This is a genomic window from Arthrobacter roseus (assembly GCF_016907875.1).
In the GTDB taxonomy this organism is placed as follows: domain Bacteria; phylum Actinomycetota; class Actinomycetes; order Actinomycetales; family Micrococcaceae; genus Arthrobacter_J; species Arthrobacter_J roseus.
Genome location: NZ_JAFBCU010000001.1, coordinates 1,656,301 through 1,672,336 on the forward strand (window position 1 = coordinate 1,656,301; position 16,036 = coordinate 1,672,336).

18 protein-coding genes, 6 tRNA genes and 1 riboswitch are annotated in these 16,036 nt (G+C 59.1%); of the genes, 17 read left to right on the forward strand and 7 right to left on the reverse strand.

The genetic code is table 11. The features are described from left to right. Positions 1 to 28: 28 nt before the first annotated feature. Positions 29 to 1,288: an alpha/beta hydrolase family protein gene (locus JOE65_RS08095; RefSeq protein ID WP_205162722.1), complete on the forward strand. Its 1,260-nt coding sequence runs from the start codon at positions 29 to 31 to the stop codon at positions 1,286 to 1,288. 2 nt (positions 1,289 to 1,290) lie between these two features. Here the strand turns inward: JOE65_RS08095 and JOE65_RS08100 are convergent, their stop codons facing one another. Beyond that, positions 1,291 to 1,740, reverse strand: a complete 450-nt coding sequence (locus tag JOE65_RS08100; protein WP_205162723.1) for a SufE family protein — start codon at positions 1,738 to 1,740, stop codon at positions 1,291 to 1,293. After that, the gene (locus JOE65_RS08105) at positions 1,737 to 2,648 is read right to left on the reverse strand and encodes a sulfurtransferase (RefSeq protein ID WP_205162724.1); all 912 of its coding nucleotides are present in this window, start codon (positions 2,646 to 2,648) and stop codon (positions 1,737 to 1,739) included. Before JOE65_RS08105 ends, JOE65_RS08100 begins: the two co-directional genes overlap by 4 nt. Positions 2,649 to 2,846: 198 nt before the next feature. Between JOE65_RS08105 and zapE the strand changes: the two genes are divergently transcribed. Then, positions 2,847 to 3,884, forward strand: coding sequence for a cell division protein ZapE (gene zapE, locus JOE65_RS08110; protein WP_205162725.1), 1,038 nt, complete (start codon positions 2,847 to 2,849; stop codon positions 3,882 to 3,884). Between the two features lie 28 nt (positions 3,885 to 3,912). Here the strand turns inward: zapE and JOE65_RS08115 are convergent. The 5 genes from JOE65_RS08115 to JOE65_RS08135 form a co-directional block, all read right to left on the reverse strand. Next, positions 3,913 to 3,987 (reverse strand) — tRNA-Val (locus JOE65_RS08115). A gap of 27 nt (positions 3,988 to 4,014) precedes the next feature. Next, a tRNA-Gly gene (locus JOE65_RS08120) sits at positions 4,015 to 4,091 on the reverse strand. A gap of 27 nt (positions 4,092 to 4,118) precedes the next feature. Then, a tRNA-Val gene (locus tag JOE65_RS08125) sits at positions 4,119 to 4,190 on the reverse strand. Positions 4,191 to 4,216: 26 nt separating this feature from the next. Beyond that, positions 4,217 to 4,287, reverse strand: a tRNA-Cys gene (locus tag JOE65_RS08130). 66 nt (positions 4,288 to 4,353) lie between these two features. Beyond that, positions 4,354 to 4,427: transfer RNA gene (locus JOE65_RS08135), tRNA-Gly, on the reverse strand. 176 nt (positions 4,428 to 4,603) lie between these two features. Here JOE65_RS08135 and JOE65_RS08140 point away from each other — a divergent pair. From JOE65_RS08140 to hisF, 15 genes are all read left to right on the forward strand, one after another. Continuing rightward, positions 4,604 to 4,675 (forward strand) — tRNA-Val (locus JOE65_RS08140). Positions 4,676 to 4,822: 147 nt separating this feature from the next. Further along, positions 4,823 to 5,707: a cytochrome gene (locus JOE65_RS08145; RefSeq protein WP_205162726.1), complete on the forward strand. Its 885-nt coding sequence runs from the start codon at positions 4,823 to 4,825 to the stop codon at positions 5,705 to 5,707. Between the two features lie 44 nt (positions 5,708 to 5,751). Next, the gene (gene def, locus JOE65_RS08150) at positions 5,752 to 6,351 is read left to right on the forward strand and encodes a peptide deformylase (RefSeq protein WP_205162727.1); all 600 of its coding nucleotides are present in this window, start codon (positions 5,752 to 5,754) and stop codon (positions 6,349 to 6,351) included. A gap of 3 nt (positions 6,352 to 6,354) precedes the next feature. Then, positions 6,355 to 7,278, forward strand: coding sequence for a methionyl-tRNA formyltransferase (fmt, locus tag JOE65_RS08155; protein WP_205162728.1), 924 nt, complete (start codon positions 6,355 to 6,357; stop codon positions 7,276 to 7,278). Beyond that, positions 7,275 to 8,795 (forward strand): RsmB/NOP family class I SAM-dependent RNA methyltransferase, encoded by a 1,521-nt coding sequence (locus JOE65_RS08160; protein WP_205162729.1) that lies wholly within the window; start codon positions 7,275 to 7,277, stop codon positions 8,793 to 8,795. The genes fmt and JOE65_RS08160 overlap by 4 nt, the downstream gene beginning before the upstream one ends. A gap of 23 nt (positions 8,796 to 8,818) precedes the next feature. Next, positions 8,819 to 9,508 (forward strand): ribulose-phosphate 3-epimerase, encoded by a 690-nt coding sequence (gene rpe / locus JOE65_RS08165; RefSeq protein WP_205162730.1) that lies wholly within the window; start codon positions 8,819 to 8,821, stop codon positions 9,506 to 9,508. Positions 9,509 to 9,555: 47 nt separating this feature from the next. Continuing rightward, positions 9,556 to 9,699: riboswitch (FMN riboswitch) on the forward strand. A 96-nt stretch (positions 9,700 to 9,795) separates the two neighbouring features. Further along, positions 9,796 to 10,482, forward strand: a complete 687-nt coding sequence (pnuC, locus tag JOE65_RS08170) for a nicotinamide riboside transporter PnuC (protein ID WP_205164094.1) — start codon at positions 9,796 to 9,798, stop codon at positions 10,480 to 10,482. Next, entirely contained in the window at positions 10,479 to 11,561 is a 1,083-nt protein-coding gene (gene ribD / locus JOE65_RS08175; protein ID WP_338021581.1) for a bifunctional diaminohydroxyphosphoribosylaminopyrimidine deaminase/5-amino-6-(5-phosphoribosylamino)uracil reductase RibD, read from the forward strand. Before pnuC ends, ribD begins: the two co-directional genes overlap by 4 nt. Beyond that, positions 11,561 to 12,193 (forward strand): riboflavin synthase, encoded by a 633-nt coding sequence (locus JOE65_RS08180; protein ID WP_205162731.1) that lies wholly within the window; start codon positions 11,561 to 11,563, stop codon positions 12,191 to 12,193. The genes ribD and JOE65_RS08180 overlap by 1 nt, the downstream gene beginning before the upstream one ends. After that, on the forward strand, positions 12,190 to 12,840 hold the full coding sequence (gene ribB / locus JOE65_RS08185) for a 3,4-dihydroxy-2-butanone-4-phosphate synthase (RefSeq protein ID WP_205162732.1): 651 nt from the start codon (positions 12,190 to 12,192) through the stop codon (positions 12,838 to 12,840). Before JOE65_RS08180 ends, ribB begins: the two co-directional genes overlap by 4 nt. Continuing rightward, positions 12,837 to 13,490 carry a GTP cyclohydrolase II gene (gene ribA / locus JOE65_RS08190; protein ID WP_205162733.1) on the forward strand — a complete coding sequence of 218 codons (654 nt, stop codon included), beginning with the start codon at positions 12,837 to 12,839 and terminating at the stop codon, positions 13,488 to 13,490. The genes ribB and ribA overlap by 4 nt, the downstream gene beginning before the upstream one ends. A gap of 38 nt (positions 13,491 to 13,528) precedes the next feature. Then, entirely contained in the window at positions 13,529 to 14,008 is a 480-nt protein-coding gene (ribH, locus tag JOE65_RS08195; protein ID WP_205162734.1) for a 6,7-dimethyl-8-ribityllumazine synthase, read from the forward strand. A 60-nt stretch (positions 14,009 to 14,068) separates the two neighbouring features. Next, complete coding sequence (locus JOE65_RS08200; protein ID WP_205162735.1) at positions 14,069 to 14,332, forward strand: phosphoribosyl-ATP diphosphatase; 264 nt, start codon at positions 14,069 to 14,071, stop codon at positions 14,330 to 14,332. Positions 14,333 to 14,410: 78 nt separating this feature from the next. Continuing rightward, positions 14,411 to 15,253, forward strand: coding sequence for an ATP phosphoribosyltransferase (hisG, locus tag JOE65_RS08205; protein ID WP_205162736.1), 843 nt, complete (start codon positions 14,411 to 14,413; stop codon positions 15,251 to 15,253). Positions 15,254 to 15,255: 2 nt separating this feature from the next. Continuing rightward, positions 15,256 to 16,026 carry an imidazole glycerol phosphate synthase subunit HisF gene (hisF, locus tag JOE65_RS08210; RefSeq protein ID WP_205162737.1) on the forward strand — a complete coding sequence of 257 codons (771 nt, stop codon included), beginning with the start codon at positions 15,256 to 15,258 and terminating at the stop codon, positions 16,024 to 16,026. Positions 16,027 to 16,036 lie beyond the last annotated feature (10 nt).

Genomic DNA, 16,036 nt, shown 5'->3' on the forward strand with positions numbered 1-16,036 from the left:
GTTGGCCGGAGCCCGCAAGAATGGGATCATGGATCACAAACGTGCAGGGCCGAGCAACGTATCGCCGGAAGCGTCAAATCCAGCATGGCTGAAGTGGACGGCCATAGGAATTGGGGCAGGAGCGGCAGCTGCATCCATCCTCGCGGGAACGACGTCGGGCCTTGCCGCCTATTTCGCGCGGCAAGTGATAACTCCACCGAGGACCCGGGAGGAGACCATAGAGATCCTCGCGGTCATGGGTCAGGGGCAGGACCGCCGTATTATTCTGCGTGCCGACAGCGATACGACGGTTGACGGTACCTACAGTCTCATGTTCGACGACGGCTCCGGCCATGCGCGGATTGGAGAGATTCTTTCCTATGTGCCTGGGGAAGGCACGGTTGAACGTGAGGTCGATCAGGTTTATTCGGGGGACATCTCCACTGCCGTGCGGGGGTGGTGGAGCGGTTCCGTTTACGACTCTCCAACTGCTCTGGGCTACGCCGAAGAGGAAGTGGATATTGCGGTGGAGGGCGGCCACGCTCCAGCATGGATTATCCGCGCCGGAGCCGAGTCAGGGACTTGGGCGATCATGGTTCACGGGCGTGGTGCACGTCGCTCAGAAGGGCTTCGGGCTGTCCCAACGGCGGCTGGTCTGGACATGACCAGTCTTCTCATCAGTTACAGAAACGACGGCGAGGCGCCGGACTCCGCCGACGGTCGCTATGGGCTGGGAATGACCGAGTGGCACGACGTCGAGGCCGCCATCACCTACGCACTGGCCCACGGTGCCAAGGATGTTGTTCTTTTCGGCTGGTCAATGGGCGGAGCAGTGTGTCTCCAGGCCGTCGATCTCTCGCAGTACGCCCGGCATATACGCGCGCTCGTGCTTGACGGACCAGTCATCAACTGGATAGACGTATTGGCCCATCATGCCCGGCTCAATAAGATACCCACGGCTATCGGCAGATTCTCGCAGTGGCTTATCTCTAACCCCGGCGGTCGCAAAATCACTGGACTAGCCACCCCTGTGGATCTGAAAAGCCTCGATTGGGTTTCCCGGGCTGACCATCTCAGGCAGCATACGCTCATCATCCACAGCGAGGACGACGAATTCGTTCCTGTTGGTCCGTCAGCAGAACTGGCGGCGAAGAACCCTCAAATGGTCACATTCGTGAGGTTCACCAAAGCACGGCACACCAAAGAGTGGAACGTGTCCCCGCAGCGATGGGAAAGTGAAGTTCGTGCGTGGCTGCTCTATCAACTTCGAGAGCGTCAATTTCCCGGCGACCACGACGATGGTGTCTAACATTAGGGTGCTGGAACGGCTTCCCGGATCTTTCGCTTGATCCGCCCCAGCATCGCGGTCATTCCTCGCATTCTCAGTGGCGTGATCGCGCGGCTTAAACCAAGCCTATCCGGCACGTCATCGGGAATCGCAAGGATGGTCGCAGCATCTAGACCGTCGAGACCCTCGTGAAGCACAGCAGCGAAACCTCGCGTCGTCGGAGCTTCTTTCGGCGCCGCGAAAAACAGGTGAATGTCGCCCGACTCCGGCGTCACTTCAAGTGCGAGGAAGAGCGGTGTCTGGCACTCCACCACCTGTTCCATGAGGCCCGGATGTTCGGTATAGCGGTCCGGCAAGGGAGGAAGCCCCCGAGAGAATTCGAGTAGTAACTGAAGCCTGTCTGGTTCTTCCAGTTCCTGAAAGTCGTCAATGATTTCCGCCAACTGTGCTGGCAGCGGTCTTTCGGTAGTCACTTACTGTTGTATCCCTTCGGTTCTTCGCCCCGCTCTTCACCACGGATAATCGGGACCCGAACAGCATTTCCCCACTCTGTCCAGGAGCCATCGTAATTGCGCACGTTCTCAAATCCCAGCAGGTGCGTCAACACAAACCAGGTGTGGCTCGAGCGCTCACCGATACGGCAATACGCAACAACATCATCGTTGTCTGAAAGCCCAGCCTCATCGCGGTAGATAGCATCTAGCTCTGCGCGATCTCGGAACGTGCCATCCTCAGCTGCAGCCCTGCCCCATGGTACGGATGCCGCCGTCGGAATGTGACCGCCTCGCAGTGCTCCCTCTTCCGGGTAAGCGGGCATCGTTGTTCGCTCTCCGCTGTATTCCTGGGGTGATCGAACATCAATCAACGGCTTGCCGAAGTGATTGATGACGTCGGGCAGGAAGGCGCGAATCGCCTCGTCCCGCCGGTCGCATACTGGATACTCGGTACGCTTTGGCATGGACCGCTCCGTGGTGAAGGGCCGCTCTTCCGCTATCCATTTGTCTCGACCGCCATCAAGCAACCGAACGTCTTCGTGTCCGAATAGGGAGAACACCCAGAGTGCGTACGCCGCCCACCAATTGCTTTTGTCGCCATAAATAACCACGGTGGTGTCTCGGGAAATGCCCTTGAGGGACATCAGGGCTGAGAATTCTTCGCCATCAATATAGTCGCGATTGACTGGGTCATTGAGATCTGTGTGCCAGTCAACCTTTACTGAGCCCGGAATGTGCCCTATTTCGTAGAGCAGAATGTCTTCGTCGGACTCCACGACCACTAGACCATCAGAGCCAAGATGCTCTTCCAGCCACTGCGTGGAGACGATCCGTTCAGGATGGGCATACTCCGAGAATTTTGTGCTGGTATCTACTGCCTTGGGCATTGAAACGACCTTCCTGGAGGGATAGGAAATAAATCCACCTGTCCTCTAGCCTAACCATCTGTCCGGACAGTAACTTCCCCCTCGTTCCGTTTGCGTGTTACACCTCACACGTCTGTGGGTCTGCGTCATGCTGTGACGTATCGTAACGGGGGCAGATAATTGATCTGGGACCAGTTGAATCTAAGGAACGGACTCCGTGTGGCCACGATAAAGCATCTGACGCAGCGCACCCCGCATGTTTCGGCGCACGAGTTGCTGTCAGGGTTTCATCCCTCGTCGCGGTTTGGGGACGTCTCGTTCGAGAGTTACCGTCCCGACCCGAGCCAGCCTTCTCAAACCGCTGCGGTCGAGGCGTTGAGGGCCTTTGCCGGCGGAGTCGGGCAGCCTCAGCCAGGTCCGCTCAGGCGGCTGTTCGGCGGCGGTAAAAGCACAGAGAAGGCGGGAATTTACCTTGACGGCGGATTCGGCGTGGGTAAAACGCACCTCCTGGCATCCTTGTGGCATGCCGCGCCCGGCCTTAGAGCGTTCGGGACGTTCGTTGAATACACCAACCTCGTGGGAGCACTGTCGTTCCGCCGGACGGTGGAGGCACTCAGCGCCTACAATCTCGTCTGTATTGATGAGTTCGAACTTGATGATCCCGGTGATACTGTGCTGATGTCACGGCTCATGCGTGAATTGGCTGATGCCGGAGTAAAACTTGCCGCAACGTCCAATACGCTGCCTGGGTCTTTGGGGGAGGGGCGGTTTGCGTCCGTCGATTTTCAACGAGAAATACAGGTCCTCTCTGACCAGTTCGACGTCGTTCGAATTGATGGAGAGGATTACCGCCACCGAGGGTTGCCAGAGGCTCCCAAGCCTCTGAGCGATGAGGATCTGATCGCACATATCGAGGCGTTGCCAGAAGATGTTGTGGTGGCCAAGGATTGCTTCCCTGAGTTGCTTCGTCACCTCGCCAGTGTCCACCCGAGCCGCTATCGTCAGCTTCTTGACGGTATCGACACAGTTGTTTGGCGCGGCGTTGAACCCGTCTCGGAGCAGGCCGTTGCACTGCGCTTCGTGGTGCTGGCTGACCGTCTGTATGACCGGAATATCTCGATCGTTGCCAGTGGGACCGCCATGGACCAGCTCTTCACGAAAGAGATGATGTCTGGTGGCTACATGAAGAAGTATTACCGGGCTGTGTCCAGGTTGACCGCATTAGCCCGGGAGGGGCAGCAGGGCGACGGCGCATAACTGTGCTCAGTCTGCCAGAGGTACTGGTTGGTGGGCGATACTGGGATCGAACCAGTGACCTCTTCCGTGTCAGGGAAGCGCGCTACCGCTGCGCCAATCGCCCAGAAAGACAAGGCCCGGGGGAATGCTGTGGAGCGGACGACGGGATTCGAACCCGCGACATCCACCTTGGCAAGGTGGTGCTCTAGCCAGCTGAGCTACGTCCGCATGAATCGGTTCCTGCGAACCGGATCGTGGGCGATACTGGGATCGAACCAGTGACCTCTTCCGTGTCAGGGAAGCGCGCTACCGCTGCGCCAATCGCCCCAAAGGGTAAAACTTTTACTGCCACGAGGTGGGGACGGGATTCGAACCCGCGTATACGGCTTTGCAGGCCGCTGCCTCGCCTCTCGGCCACCCCACCGTATCCCGGTTTAGAACCAGAAATGTTATTACCGCACTGCACGGTAACGACTGACAGTGACTTGCGAGCGGACGACGGGATTCGAACCCGCGACATCCACCTTGGCAAGGTGGTGCTCTAGCCAGCTGAGCTACGTCCGCACGAGGAAGACTGACCAGGGATTTTCGGGAACTAATCCTCCAAAAATCCGTGCTGATCTGCACTTTCCAACGAGTAAAAACAATATAGGAGGAATGGGGGTTCGTCCAATTGGGCTGTCGGGATGACGCGATTGTTCATCGACGCTGTCCTGGGTTAGCATTCTTGGTGCATGCAGGGGCGATTGGCGCAGTGGTAGCGCGCTTCGTTCACACCGAAGAGGTCACTGGTTCGAACCCAGTATCGCCCACAAGCTCACCATGTCCTCCGATCAGCAACGAGCTGACCGGAGGGCATTTTGTATCCAGCCTCTGCGTTTGCTGCAGGTGGCAGCGGTCGTCCTTAGTCACGGGCTGAAGATGATCAGAATGTCGGCGTGGCATGGAATGCTGAGTCCATGACTGCTCCAGCACTTGCCCATCAGACTGCCTACGGGCGTATGTACTCCCGTTCCTTGTCGGAGCCACCGAGCGTCCCTTCGATCACCAGCGTTATCAGCCAGGCTCCCCACGCCCTGGATGGTTGGTTTGGCTACATGTCTGCAAACGCGCTCGGTCGAGATCCCCGGCTGCCCGAAGCCCTGGGTGATCAGGCAAAACTGCGCGCCTGTATCCGTGAGGCGGCCAACGCCGCGACTGTCTACCGGGATGAGGCCGCTGCCCGCGGGGACAGAGTGCACACCTACTGCGAACAGGTGTCTCTGCGGGCGTTGGGGCAGCCCAACCGGCTGGAAGAATGTCGGCTTGAGCTCGCGCAGAACGGGGAGGAGGCGTTTGCCGCACGATTCGATGAGTGGTGGGACCTATACCAAGTGGAACCCCTAGCGCCGGAAATCACGGTCTGGAACAGTGAGGTTGGATATGCTGGCACGCTGGACCTCGTGGCCAAAGTGGCTGGCCGGACGTGTCTTATCGACTATAAAACCAAGGGCACCGACCGCTACGGCAAGGTCAAGAATATGGATGCCAAAGTCGTCATGCAGCTGACGGCTGGCCTCAAAGCTGTGGAGTCGCTGGTTGACGCTGAAGCCGGAACCTGGGAGCCATGGGCACACGGAGATGCCCCTATTCTGCTTGGAGTCGCCATCGGCGAGACCGAGGTGCGGCCCATGAGGGCGAATCCAAAGGTGCTCGCCAACCACTGGTATAAGTTCTGTGCTCTCCGCCGGGCGTGGGAAGCCTCACGCAACGCGTCGGAGGCAGGCGATCCACTGCTGCCCATCGCGCCCCCGCCGAGCGAGGACACCACGCCCGGCGGAACCACTGGTGCACAAGCCAACTAGACTTGAGTTTTGACAGACAGGCGAGCAAAGGAACCACAGCACACATGGCAATTCTTCCCATTCGAACCGTGGGTGACCCGGTGTTGCGTACCGAAGCATCTACGGTCACCAGATTCGGAACCGAACTGGAGCGTCTGGTGGCGGACATGGCGGAAACCATGGCGAACGTCAACGGTGCCGGTCTCGCCGCGCCACAGGTGGGAGTATCGCTGCGCATCTTCACTTTCGATGTTGACGGTGTATCGGGACATGTGATTAATCCTGAACTTGAACTTGGCGAGGAGAAACAGGCAGACCATATTGAAGGTTGCTTGTCCGTCCCGGAACTTGGGTTCGTGGTGCCCCGTAAAGCCTGGGCCAGAGTCACAGGACTGGACGTTACTGGCGGTCCCGTTGAGTATGAAGGAACGGGCATCCTCGCGCGCTGCTTTCACCACGAAACAGACCACCTCAACGGACGGCTTTACATTGACCGGTTAGCGGGTGAAGACAGGAAAGTAGCGTTCCGAGCGATGAGACAAGCTGACTACGACTCAGTTGTTGCTCGGACGAAAGCGGAGCGGGAGCAGAGTATCGATTCAATTTTTGGTCGCTCTTCACCGGGCAATGGCGCATTCGCCACCAACACGGGCATCCGGGGCTAGGCCATGCGCGTACTCTTCGCGGGCACACCCGAAGTTGCCGTCCCCTCGTTGGATGCTCTCGTTGCGGCAGGCTTCCACGTCGTTGCCGTACTGACCCGGCCAGATGCCCCGCTGGGAAGAAAGAGGGTAATGACGCCGTCTCCCGTAGCGGTCCGGGCAGCGGAGCTCAACATTCCAATTATCAAGGCCTCGCAAGTTGATGAGGCGGTGCAGGCTACCATTCAGGATGCGATGCCTGACGTAGCCGCTGTCGTTGCGTTTGGTGCCCTTGTGCCGGAATCAGCGCTGAGAATCCCATTGCACGGTTGGGTCAATCTGCACTTTTCCCTGTTGCCATCCTGGCGCGGAGCCTCGCCCGTTCAGTATGCCCTCATCAACGGCGATGACATCACTGGAGCATCAACGTTCCTCATCGACGCTGGACTGGATACAGGCCCGATCCTGGGCGCCATGACTGAATCAGTGAAAGCATCAGACACAGCAGGGGAGTTGCTGACACGCTTGTCGCACAGCGGTGCAGTACTGCTCGTTCAGACCGTTGCGGCCATTGACAAAGGCCTGGCAAACCCGGTTCCACAGGTGGGCGATGCAACATTGGCGCCTAAATTGAGTATCGACGACGCACGCGTGAACTGGAAGCAGCCTGCCATATCCATCCGCCGGCGCATCAATGGCGTGACGCCGGAACCCGGTGCTTGGACAACAGTGGAGGGCCAGCGCTTGAAATTCGGTCCGGTGGAACTCTCCGAGGCACCGAACGCACTGCTTCCTGGACAGGCCGCTAGGTCGGAGGCCGGGCTCGTTATCGTTGGCACAGGTTCAGGAGCCGTTAGTCTCCGTCAGGTCCAACCCGCAGGCAAGAAGATGATGTCCGGTGCAGACTGGTTCCGCGGTGCATCCCATGGCAAAGAGGTGGTTTTCGAATGAGTCCCAATCAGTCAGGACGTCAGGCAAGCGGTGATCAGAACCGCCGACGCAACACTCAGGGCAGGGAACGTAACCGTGGTGGTCAGCGTGACTTTTCCCAGGCTGCGCCATCGCAGCGGAAACGGGCAGCGGACCCGGCTCGACTCGTGGCCTTCGAAGTGCTCCGTGCCGTGTCCGAGGAAGACTCCTACGGGAATCTCGTTCTGCCGGAAAAAATCCGTAACCATCGCCTCGACAGAAGGGCGGCGGCGTTCGCCACTGAACTGACATACGGTGCTCTGCGCGGACAGGGATTTTACGATGCCGTGCTGGCTACATGTGTGGATCGTCCACTGGCGCAGCTGGATCCGGCCATCCTTGATGCCTTACGCATCGGCGCGCACCAACTACTCGCAATGCGTGTTCCGCATCACGCAGCACTGGATGAGACGGTTAGTCTTGGCCGGGCAGTCATTGGAGCTGGTCCTGCGGGTCTGATCAACGCAGTTCTGCGCAAGGTTACTCGGCGGGACCGGGAAGAATGGATTGAGGAGCTCACCAGCAGCGAGACCGATCCAACCCGTTGCGCATCCATTCGGTACAGCCACCCGGAGTGGATTGTCAGGGCGCTTCGCCAGTCATTGTCCGCCCATGGACGTCCCGTAACTGAAATAGATGAACTCCTGGCAGCAGATAATGCTGCACCTGTTGTGAATCTCGTGGCACTTCCCGGTATTGGCACGTTGGATGAAGCACGGGATGCCGGAGGAGAAGACGGTGACGTTGCTCCGGATTCGATGTTCTATAGCCAGGGCGACGTCGCCAGGTTGGAAAGCGTGCGTTCCGGCGTCGTCCGAGTGCAGGATGCAGGTTCCCAACTCGTAGCCAGAGCTGCAGCTGCAGCGGAACTGGGTGACGGTCCGGACAAACATTGGCTTGATTTATGCGCCGGACCAGGTGGAAAAGCTGCTCTTCTCGCCGCGCTTGCACAGCAGCGCGGAGCGGTATTGACCGCAAACGAACCGGCGAAGCACAGGGCCAGGCTGGTAACGCAGGCGCTTGGTGTGGTGGGTCATGAGAGCTGGTCCGTCCGCCAAGGTGATGGCCGGGACATCGGCAAGGATTTCCCCGGGCACTATGACCGCATCCTTGTCGACGCACCATGCACTGGATTGGGCGCATTGCGGCGACGCCCGGAGTCCAGGTGGCGGCGCCAACCCAGTGACCTCGCCGACCTCGCGGTCCTGCAACGCGAGTTGCTGGCCGCTGCAATGGATGCGGTCCGTCCGGGCGGGGTTGTCGTCTACGCGACCTGCTCTCCACATCCGGCGGAAACCATCACGGTTGTTGATGACATGCTGCGAAACCGGAAAGACATTGAAGCAGTGAACGCACCGGAGCTTCTGGAGTGCGTGGGCTTGAGAGGTGAACAGCTCGATGCCGGTACGGGAACGACGGCACAGCTGTGGCCGCATGTCCACGTGACGGACGGTATGTTCATGGCCGTTTTCCGCAAGAATCAGACCAAACCGGTATAACCAAAGTGGGCGAAGGGGTAATCGTGGGACAGTGTTCTATTCATCCGAGCATTCTCAGCGCAGACTTCGTGAATCTCGAACGAGAACTGGACCGGATTCGGGGGGCCGATGCGGTTCATGTGGATGTCATGGACAATCATTTTGTTCCGAACCTGACCATCGGGCTTCCAGTGGTAAAGCGCATTGCAGAGTCAACGGCATTGCCTGTAGATGCGCATCTGATGATTGAGAATGCGGATCACTGGGCGCCGAGATATGCCGAGCTTGGGCTGGCTTCGGTGACCTTCCATGCCGAGGCGGCTGCTGCTCCCATCAAACTGGCCCGGGACCTGCGAAGCAACGGCTCCAGGGCGGGGATGGCCCTCAAACCGGCAACGTCCGTTGTACCCTATCTGGATATGCTGCCCGAACTCGATCTGCTGTTGATCATGACAGTGGAGCCCGGTTTTGGCGGCCAGTCTTTTCTGGACCTGACACTGCCCAAGATACGAGTGGCTGCAGCGGCCGCCGCCGATGCTGGCCTTGAACTGGCAGTCCAGGTAGATGGCGGAATTTCTGTGGAAACGGTTGAGCGCGCCGCTGAGGCGGGCGCCACCATTTTCGTTGCCGGATCCGCCGTATATGGCGCCGAGAACCCCGGAGAGGCGGTGTCGGCCCTGCGGCGAATGGCCGACGCGGCGCGCGGACATCCTGATACGACGAGAAAAAAGTAGATAACGTCCGTGCCCGCTTCTATGAGATAATCAACGCATAATTGCATATACGTGCTCCGGGGTCGGTGTAATTCCGAACCGGCGGTTATAGTCCGCGACCCGATCAGAGATGCCCCTTGGGTGTCGCCGAGCGGTTGAGCCGGTGAAATTCCGGCACCGACAGTTAAAGTCTGGATGGGAGAAGCACGTACAGGAAGTCGATGTCGCGGTGCGTTCGTTGAACGTTGCCTGACACGAGTATCGACGCTGTCGTCACCCCCGGAGTCGCCGCTAAGGGGAAGGACGAGATGGACATTTTGCGGTGGCTCTTTGACGCTACTATCCAGATTGGCTCAAGCCAACTGCTGGTACGCGAAGTATTAGGAAATATTTTTGGGTTGTTGAGCGCCCTCAGTGGAATGCGCCGTAAAGTATGGGCATGGCCGGTTGGCATCGTCGGCAACGTTCTTCTGCTCACTGTGTTCGTTGGATCAGTGTTCGGAGACGCCGACACAGCTAATCTATTGGGCCAGGCGGGCCGTCAGATCATGTTCGTTGCTGTGTCGGTGTACGGATGGCGCCAATGGAGCGGTCGCAATACTAACGGCCGCGCGTTGGTCCCCCGATGGGCAACCGCCCGCGAGCGCGGTTTCCTGATAACCGCTCTGATTCTGGGAACCGTTGCCTTGACTCCACTTTTCCGGACTTTGGGATCCTACGAGCCGGTCTGGGCTGATGCCTGGACATTCATGGGTTCACTGCTGGCCACTTATGGGATGGCGCGCGGGTTGGTTGAGTTCTGGCTGATATGGGTCGCTGTGGATGTTGTGGGCGTGCCGCTGCTGTTCAGCGCTGGGTATTACGCCACCGCGGTCATGTATCTGTTTTACGGGCTCTTCACGTTAGTGGGCTTCTTCGTCTGGATGCGGGCGCGCAATGCCAGCGTCTCTGGTGCCGTCGAGGCTTTTTCATCTGGATCGTTGGTTCGCCGGTGAGACCAGAAGATGGCGGTTTTCCGCCTGGCACAACACCCTTCCTTTCCTCTGATGCCGCTATGGACCGTGCCCTGCAGGCAGCCGCACGTGGACCGAGGGGAGCCAATCCGCTGGTCGGAGCTGTCCTGACCGGTGCAGACGGCAAAGTCATCTCCGTCGGCTGGCATCGCGGGGCGGGAACGCCTCATGCAGAAATCGACGCTCTCAGCCTGGCGTCCGCAGCCAATATTTCGGTGGACGGCACCACCATGCACGTGAGCCTGGAACCCTGCAATCACACTGGCCGAACGGGTCCGTGTTCGGAGGCCATCAGGGCTGCGGGGATCAGGAAGGTCATCTATGCAACCCCCGATCCGCAGGATCACGCCAGTGGCGGAGCGCGGTATCTGGCAGCGAACGGGATCGTTGTCGAACGTGGTCTCCGGGAGTCCGATGCCCGAGCCCTGAATAATCGCTGGTTTGCCGCTCGAGCCGAACAACGACCGTTTGTCACACTTAAGGTTGCGCAGACTCTCGACGGGTTCACAGCCGCAGCGGACGGATCCAGCCAGTGGATCACCGGGAGCCCTGCCCGCCAGGACGGGCACCGATTACGGCGGCTTACTGACGCCGTCCTCGTAGGTACTGGAACTGCTCATACGGACAATCCCCGGCTGACGGCGCGAGACGAGAACGGCGCCGTGTCCATTCGGCAGCCTCTGCGCGTTGTTGCTGGCCTGCGGGATGCCGACGCGGGGTTGCAGCTAAGCGGAGGCGATGGCCAGTGGCTCCATATTCGGGACCGAGACCCGAAGCGCATCCTTGACGTCCTGCACGAGCGGGGTATCGGTCATGTACTGATCGAGGGTGGTCCCACGGTGGCGGGCGCGTTCATCGCAGCGGAACTGGTCGATGAACTGTTCGCCTACGTTGCGCCATCGATCCTTGGTGCGGGAAAGTCCTCCTTTGCAGGACTCAAGATTGATTCAATTCGAGAAATTCGCCGATGGGAATGGGACACGACCATGGATGGTCCGGCCACCAGATTCGGAGCGGATCTGCGGCTGCATCTGCGGCCGGAAGAGAGAGGAGATTTCTGATGTTTACAGGAATTGTTGCGGAACAGGGAACCGTCGTAGAAACAGGGAGGGCGCCGTCTGACGGCGTTGCGTCCCTGAGCTTCGATGCTCCGGCAACGTCTATTGGCCTCACCCCTGGCGGATCCATTGCCGTTAACGGCGTGTGTCTCAGCGCTACGACGATTCAGGGGAGCGTCATCACCGTGGATGTCATGGGTGAAACCATGAAACGGACCACTATCGGAGCCCTTGAGCCCGGAGAGGCCATCAACCTTGAACGATGTGTTCCCGCCGGAGGACGTCTGGACGGACATGTGGTTCAGGGACACGTTGACGGCGTGGGCACCGTGGATGAACGCGAGCACCTAGGCCAGTGGCACCGCGTACGCATCGCCGTCGACGGCGGGCTGGCCCGCTACATTGCCGAAAAGGGCTCTGTGGCTGTCGATGGCGTATCGCTCACCGTGACGGCCGTGAGCGGTGCGGACGAGAAGAAGCCGTGGTTCGAGGTGGGCCTGATTCCCATCACGCTTACCGACACAGTCCTCGGAACGCGGATGGTCGGCAGCGACGTCAATATCGAAGTAGACGTTCTCGCCAAGTACACGGAACGGTTACTCGCTTTCACCACCATAGAAGGAGGACTCCGATGACCACGTCCTTGGACACCGTGGAATCTGCCGTAGCCGCTATCGCTGCGGGACGGTCCGTTGTCGTCGTAGATGATGAGGACAGGGAAAATGAGGGCGATATTGTTTTCGCTGCCGCACACGCCACGCCTGCCCTCATGGGTTGGACAATCCGTCACACCTCCGGCCTCATTTGTCTGCCGATGCCGAGGGCGTATACGGAGCGGCTAATGCTGCCGGCCATGGTCAGTGTCAACGAAGATGCCAAGGGGACGGCGTACACGGTTTCCTGCGATGCGGCAGAGGGGATATCTACGGGAATCAGCGCCACAGACCGGGCACGCACGGCGCGACTCTTGGCAGAGTCCTCCACGGTCCCATCCCAACTGACCCGTCCTGGCCACGTATTTCCACTGCAGTCAGCCGCAGGCGGAGTTGCCCAGAGACGAGGACATACCGAAGCCGCCGTCGAACTGTGTGTGCTTGCGGGCATTGCTCCCGTTGGCGTCATCGGTGAAATAGTCCACGACGACGGAGAAATGATGCGCCTACCTGAGCTCAGGAAATTTGCTGACAGGGAGGGGATCCCGCTGATCTCCATTGAAGACCTCGTTGCCGCGTTGACAGCACAACCATTAGCAGTCGCAGATCCCGGAGGAGTGCCACAGTGAGAGCACAGGGAGCTGACGTGCCGTCAATTCTCGGTGGTCCAGTAGTCACCATTCCAACACCGTTTGGCACTTTTCGCGTCCAGGTATGGACGGAGGGGGCAACAGGGGTAGAGCACATGAGCCTCAGCGCTGAACACCAGTCTGATGATCAAGGCATTCCCCTGGTCCGTCTGCATTCTGAATGTCTCACCGGTGACGTATTCGGCTCCTATCGGTGTGATTGCGGCGAGCAACTGGACCAGGCTCTTGCCTTGGTAAACCGCAAAGGCGGTACCATCATCTATCTGCGGGGCCAGGAAGGCCGAGGAATCGGTCTCGCGGACAAGGTCCGCGCCTACGCTCTACAGGAAGAAGGCGCCGACACGGTCGAGGCCAACGAACAGCTGGGTTTGCCGGTAGACGCGCGGGACTACCAAGCGGCAGCTGAAATTCTCCGAAGCCTGAACCTTGATCACATCGCTCTGCTCACCAATAATCCGGACAAATCCAATGCGCTGGCGCATCACGGCATCACCGTGGAACGTATGGTGCCTAGTGAAGTGCCCGTACGTGAGGAGAACCGGCGATATCTGGAGACCAAACGCGACAGAATGCACCATCGTTTACTGCTGGCGGCGGATTACATCGATGCGCCGCTTCGGCAGAGTTGAAGCCAGTCAGTGACGGAATACATTGAAAGGATAAAAAGATGAGTGGGCATGGAGCGCCGCAGATTGAACCCGAGAATCTGATCAGTCAGAGCGGGGGAATGAGGGTGGCCATCGTCGCCGCGCAGTGGCACACACAGATCATGGATGCGTTGCTCGATGGCGCGCTCCGCGCAGCCCGTGCCTCTGGTGTCGACCCGGTGGTGGTTCGCGTGCCCGGAAGCTTCGAGCTGACCGTAGCAACGGCCCGTCTGGTTCGGAGTTTCGATGCCGTCGTCGCTCTCGGCGTCGTTATTCGCGGCGGGACACCACACTTTGAGTATGTCTGCCAAGCAGCAACTATGGGCCTTTCCGAGATCAGTGCACGCACGGGTACGCCGGTCGGTTTTGGTGTCCTGACCTGCGACACCGAGGAACAAGCGCTCGACCGATCTGGACTTCCAGATTCCAGCGAAGACAAGGGATTCGAGGCCATGATGGCGGCCATTGCGACATCTATCGCCTTGCAGCAATGGACATGACGTGCACTCGTGGTTTGCTGAGAAAATGCGTTCAAGCCGTGCGACCGGTAATCTGGCATAGTGAAAACGTTTGAGACCCTCTTCGCCGAACTTTCGGAGAAAGCGTCATCCCGGCCGAAAGGTTCGCGAACCGTCGTCGAACTTGATTCTGGAGTGCACGGGATCGGTAAGAAGATCGTGGAGGAAGCGGCCGAAGTCTGGATGGCTGCCGAGTATCAATCCACGGAAGAAGCGGCGGAAGAAATGTCACAGCTGATCTATCATCTGCAGGTCATGATGATCGCCAAGGGGCTGACTCTGACCGACGTCTACAAGCATCTCTAGCCGCGCCGCATGCTTTGCATGGTGGGCGCGGCTAGCCATCGTCCGCTTTCCCTCCATTTCTGAAGGACGTACCTGAATATGCTTCGTATTGCCGTACCCAATAAAGGCTCCCTGTCCGAACTCGCCTCTGCCTTGCTGACCGAAGCTGGATACCGACAACGGCGCGATTCCCGCGAACTGGTGATGGAGGACCCCGAGAACCACGTTGAGTTCTTCTTCCTTCGGCCGCGGGACATCGCCGTATATGTGGGCGCCGGAACGCTCGACGTCGGCATCACCGGACGTGACCTCTTTCATGACGCGCAGGTCAATGCGGAGGAGATCATGTCGCTCGGATTTGGCCGTTCGACGTTCCGGTTCGCAGGTCCCACTGGCGTCTTTTCGACGACTTCTGAGCTCGACGGCAAGCGCTTGGCGACCAGTTATGACGGTTTGTTACGGCACTATCTGGCGGACCGGGGAATCAACGCGAGTGTCGTTCGTCTCGACGGTGCAGTGGAGTCCTCTGTCCGGTTGGGTGTCGCGGATGCCATTGCCGACGTCGTGGAAACCGGTAGTACGTTGCGTGCCGCCGGGATGGAGGTTTTTGGTGACCCTATTCTGGAATCCGAAGCCGTGCTCATTGGCCGTAGCGGCCACGGGCCTCAGGGTGTCGATGTTTTGATTCGAAGACTGCACGGAGTAATTGTGGCCAGGAGCTACGTCCTGCTCGATTACGACATTCGGCGAGATTTGGTGGACCGCGCCGCGGATCTCACTCCAGGACTTGAATCGCCCACAGTGTCGCCGTTGAGGGATTCAGACTGGGTGGCAGTCCGGTCCATGGTGGAGCGGTCGCAAACCAACCGGATCATGGATGAACTCTACGATCTGGGCGCGCGGGCCATTTTGGTCAGCACTATCCACGCTTGCAGGATTTAGACGTGTCCGTAGCGATTCGAGTGATTCCGTGCCTCGACGTCGAAGCCGGCAGAGTGGTTAAAGGTGTGAACTTCGAGAACCTTCGGGATGCCGGGGACCCTGTTGAACTGGCCCGCCAGTACGATAGCGCGGGGGCCGACGAACTGACGTTTCTCGACGTTACGGCAAGCTCAAGCGCAAGAGAGACCACCTTTGATGTGGTGTCACGTACAGCGGAAGAGGTCTTCATCCCGCTCACGGTGGGCGGTGGTGTGAGGAGCGTTGATGATATAGACCGTCTGCTTCGTTGCGGGGCGGATAAAGCGTCCATTAACACCGCCGCTGTTTCCCGCCCTGGAATTATTGATGAGATCACCCGCAGATTTGGTTCTCAGGTGTTGGTGCTCTCCATCGACGCCCGGCGATCCCGAGAGGTTCACACAGCGTCTGGATTCGAGGTGACAACCCATGGTGGACGTCGGGGAACGGGTATCGACGCCGTCGCCTGGGCCCGGGAAGCCGCGGACCGGGGCGTCGGTGAAATCCTTTTGAACTCCATCGATGCTGACGGCGTTGGTGCTGGATTCGATCTTGAATTGATCCGCGCAGTCCGCGGGGCTGCCCCGGTTCCGTTGATCGCCTCCGGAGGTGCGGGGCTGCCTGAACATTTCCCGCCCGCCATCGAGGCAGGGGCAGATGCCGTGCTGGCGGCGTCCATGTTCCACTTCGGGCCAGTCGACATGTTGGGCAAGGTCAAGGACGCCATTCGAGCCGCAGGCTACGCAGTGAGATAAACGTTTCTGG

Bases quoted from the DNA above. Each gene is read 5' to 3' on its own strand.
- JOE65_RS08095 (WP_205162722.1), top strand. From the start codon at position 29: ATGGATCACAAACGTGCAGGGCCGAGCAACGTATCGCCGGAAGCGTCA.
- JOE65_RS08145 (WP_205162726.1), top strand. From the start codon at position 4,823: ATGACTGCTCCAGCACTTGCCCATCAGACTGCCTACGGGCGTATGTAC.
- ribH (WP_205162734.1), top strand. From the start codon at position 13,529: ATGAGTGGGCATGGAGCGCCGCAGATTGAACCCGAGAATCTGATCAGT.
- ribB (WP_205162732.1), top strand. From the start codon at position 12,190: ATGACCACGTCCTTGGACACCGTGGAATCTGCCGTAGCCGCTATCGCT.
- def (WP_205162727.1), top strand. From the start codon at position 5,752: ATGGCAATTCTTCCCATTCGAACCGTGGGTGACCCGGTGTTGCGTACC.
- fmt (WP_205162728.1), top strand. From the start codon at position 6,355: ATGCGCGTACTCTTCGCGGGCACACCCGAAGTTGCCGTCCCCTCGTTG.
- hisG (WP_205162736.1), top strand. From the start codon at position 14,411: ATGCTTCGTATTGCCGTACCCAATAAAGGCTCCCTGTCCGAACTCGCC.
- JOE65_RS08105 (WP_205162724.1), bottom strand. From the start codon at position 2,648: ATGCCCAAGGCAGTAGATACCAGCACAAAATTCTCGGAGTATGCCCAT.
- JOE65_RS08180 (WP_205162731.1), top strand. From the start codon at position 11,561: ATGTTTACAGGAATTGTTGCGGAACAGGGAACCGTCGTAGAAACAGGG.
- JOE65_RS08160 (WP_205162729.1), top strand. From the start codon at position 7,275: ATGAGTCCCAATCAGTCAGGACGTCAGGCAAGCGGTGATCAGAACCGC.
- pnuC (WP_205164094.1), top strand. From the start codon at position 9,796: ATGGACATTTTGCGGTGGCTCTTTGACGCTACTATCCAGATTGGCTCA.